Origin of the sequence: Flavobacterium sp. AJR (genome assembly GCF_002156885.1) — a bacterium.
GTDB lineage: Bacteria > Bacteroidota > Bacteroidia > Flavobacteriales > Flavobacteriaceae > Flavobacterium.
This window is the reverse complement of the sequence record NZ_NCWQ01000174.1, coordinates 1-3627: the sequence shown is the minus strand read 5'-3', so window position 1 is coordinate 3627 and position 3627 is coordinate 1. Positions and strand designations below refer to the sequence as shown.

Here is a 3627-nt window from a genome sequence, read left to right as displayed (position 1 = left end):
ATATGATTGAAAATAACATAAACAGAATTAATTTAAAATACATTTTTTTAATTTTTATTGCTGTCTTTTTGAGTACAATCTTACACGAATTATCCCATTGGAGTATTGGAGAAATCTTGGGAAATAAAATGATAGCAACATTAAATGGAACAAATCCAGTTTCTGGAGAATTACAAAACGAATGGAATAGAAACTATATAACATTGGCTGGGCCATTGTTTACAGTTTTACAAGCAATCCTATTTTACTTTTTAATAACAAAATATAAGAAAATCGAATTGTACCCATTTCTTTTTTTTCCGTTTGTTATGAGATTCGCAGCAGGATTAGCAAACCTCTTAAGCCCAAATGATGAGGGAAGAGTTGGAATGTCAATTGGAGTAGGATTATTTACAATTTCAATATTTGTTTGTAGTTTTCTTTTAGTTTTAGTTTACAAAGCAACAAAAGAACTTAAAATAAGCTTGAAATTTAATACTTTAAGTTTCATTCTTTGTTGCTTGTTTTTATTATTACTAACATATATTGATGCAAAATTTAAAGTAAAAATAATTTGAAGCTAGAAAATTTAATTAGTTAGATTTCAGAAGAAATTACCAGAAATTTATATAAAAAATCATAAAAGATAACCAGCCCAGGAACAAAGCTTCAGAGAAATCTGGAGCTTTGTTGATTTATTTAGATTTACAAAATATTGTCTGATTCAGATTATAGGCATGAAGTCAGGAATCATTAGCACAGGCTTGCATGAGAACTCTTCGGGGAGTGCCATTTTAGTTAATCATTTCTTAATCCCCTAAGAAAATTCATCAGTATTAATATAAATTCGTCTCATAAAAACAACTTTTATATTAAAAAATTGATTTATACAACACTTTTAAATATTGCGATTTTCCAGGGAATAGTCTTAGGCTTAATTATTTTAAAGTCTTCTATATTCAATAGTAATTCAAATAAATATCTGGCATACTTACTATTTACACTGTCAATTATTTTACTGAATCATGTTTTTGAGATTGAAGATGCATTTACTCCCTATCCTTTTCTACGCTTTATCGATCACATCGAGTGGGTATTTCTAATCCCTTCTTTCATATTCCTGTTTATTATAAACCGGATTGATGATACTGTAAAAAGTAAACAAAAATCTTATTTATGTTTTATTCCATTTGCCTATTCCGCTGTGCTTACTATTACACAAGATCTCGATCATGTTGCAGGAATTTATACTATTCCTGAGTCAGGCATCAATATAATCAATATACTTGGTCTGATTCATCTTCTTTTAGCCGTTACTTTCATCCCATTTCTATCGCTTTACTCTTATTTTATGATAAGGCATTTAAAAGATTCAGAGGAAAAAAAATGGATAATCATCTTATTAACAATTGTTACTTCATTGTTATTCGCTTTTCTTATTATCTATCTAACCAGCTTATTTATTCAATTTGATATTTCTGCTACTATGAGCATCCTGGCTTTATCTGCAACATTCATAATTCACTGGACAGCTTATATAGGTATCTATAAATACAAACTAGCCAAAAACAAAGATGCAGTTTACAATTTTCTAAATGAAGATTTAGCTATTTCGTATAGCAATATGCAAATTGTAGAAAATAGTATACCAGATGAATATAGGGAATCTATCACGGCAGATAACCTTTATTTTCAAAGACTAGAACTTCTTTGCAAAGAGCAGCACATTTATACCGACAGTACATTAAACAGAGAAAAAGTCGCTGAAAAACTGGGCATAAGCGCAGGATATGTTTCACAAATTGTAAACACGATAACAGAGGATAACTTTGCTAATTATATTAATCAATATCGGGTTGAAGCTGTCAAGGAAATGATCTCAAATTCTGAATATGAAAACTACAATTTGCTAGCGATGGGATTAGAATCTGGGTTTACTTCAAAAACGACTTTTTATAAGGCCTTTAAAAAAGTTACTGGTCAGACACCAAATGAATATAAAAATACCAGCAAATAAGTATCAATTTATCCATTTTTAAGTTTTTGAAACCTTTTCTTATGTGAATTTTGGGTTGAAATAATTCAAATTACTTTTTATGAAAAAAAACTTTTTATTACTTCAATCGGTATTGATTTAAACGATGCATTTACAAAAGTTGAAAGTATGGCTGGAGAATTTAGATTTCCCACTTTATTAAGAGAATTAGACAGGCTGACGAAAGAAATATAAATTATTCACAAATAATCTTATAAAATCATTCATAAGTTGGTTAGATATTTCAATACTTGCCGTTACTAAACAAAGCTTCAGAGAAATCTGGAGCTTTTTTTGTTTGTTTAGATTTATAAAATATTGTCTGATTCTGATTGCAGGCATGAAGTCAGGAAACATGTGCATAGGCTTGCATGAGAACTCTTCGGAGAGTGCCTTTTAGTTAATCATTTCTTAATCCCCTAAGAAAATTCATCAGTATTAATATAAATTCGTCTCATAAAAACAACTTTTATATTAAAAAATTGATTTATACAACACTTTTAAATATTGCGATTTTCCAGGGAGTAGTCTTAGGCTTAATTATTTTAAAGTCTTCTATATTCAATAGTAATTCAAATAAATACCTGGCCTTCTTACTATTTGCACTTTCCATTGTTTTATTAAATTATGTTTTTGAAATTGAAGGTGTATTTACATCCTATCCTTTAATGCTTTTTATAGATGCTATCGATTGGGTATTTCTATTACCTGTTTTCACATTTTTGTTTATTATAAACCGCATTGATGATGCGGTAAAAAACAGGCAAAAAATTTATTTGTGTTATATTCCATTTGTCTTTGCCAGCACTCTTAATATTACAATCCAACTTGATCATGTAACAGGAATTTATAAAATTCCTGAGTCCTATATGTTCCTAATCACTATACTTCAGCTGATTCAGATTTTATTGGCCGTTATCATCATCCTGTTTCTACCTCTTTACTCTTATTTTATGATAAGGCATTTAAAAGATCCTCAAGAGAAAAAATGGGTCATTACCTTATTGACTATCATGTATTTGATCTTATTTATCTGGCTAACTACCTATTTGATTGGCCTGTTTTTTCAATTAGATATTTCTTCTACCATGAGTGGGGTGGCTATATTGGCAACATTAATAATGCACTGGACAGCTTATATAGGCATTTACAAATATAGGCTTGCCAAAAACAAAGATGCCATCTATAATTTTTTAAATACCAATTTAGCTGTTTCGTCTCCCAGTATCCAAATTATAGAAAAAAGCCCAACAGAAGAAAATAATGCCCCGGAAGAATGCAGAGAATCTATTACGGCAGAGAATCTTTATTTTCAAAAACTTGAACTTCTTTGTAAAGAGCAGCACATTTATACCGACAGTACATTAAACAGAGAAAAAGTCGCTGAAAAGCTAGGTATAAGCGCAGGATATGTTTCACAAATTATAAACACGATAACAGAGGATAATTTTGCTAATTACATTAATCAATATCGGGTTGAAGCTGTCAAGGAAATGATTTCAAATTCTGAATATGAAAACTACAATTTGCTAGCTATGGGATTAGAATCTGGGTTTACTTCAAAAACGACTTTTTATAAGGCCTTTAAAAAAGTTACTGGTCAGACACCAAAT

3 protein-coding genes are annotated in these 3627 nt (G+C 29.7%); all 3 read left to right on the top strand.

Translation table 11 applies throughout. The features are described from left to right. Window positions 1-557: hypothetical protein (locus B8T70_RS23345; protein WP_086896423.1), on the top strand; the 557-nt coding region annotated here is incomplete at its 5' end. Between the two features lie 302 nt (window positions 558-859). Beyond that, entirely contained in the window at window positions 860-1996 is a 1137-nt protein-coding gene (locus B8T70_RS23340) for an AraC family transcriptional regulator (RefSeq protein WP_086896422.1), read from the top strand. Window positions 1997-2496: 500 nt separating this feature from the next. Then, the coding region (locus B8T70_RS23330; protein WP_086896421.1) for a helix-turn-helix domain-containing protein at window positions 2497-3627 on the top strand (1131 nt) is incomplete at its 3' end.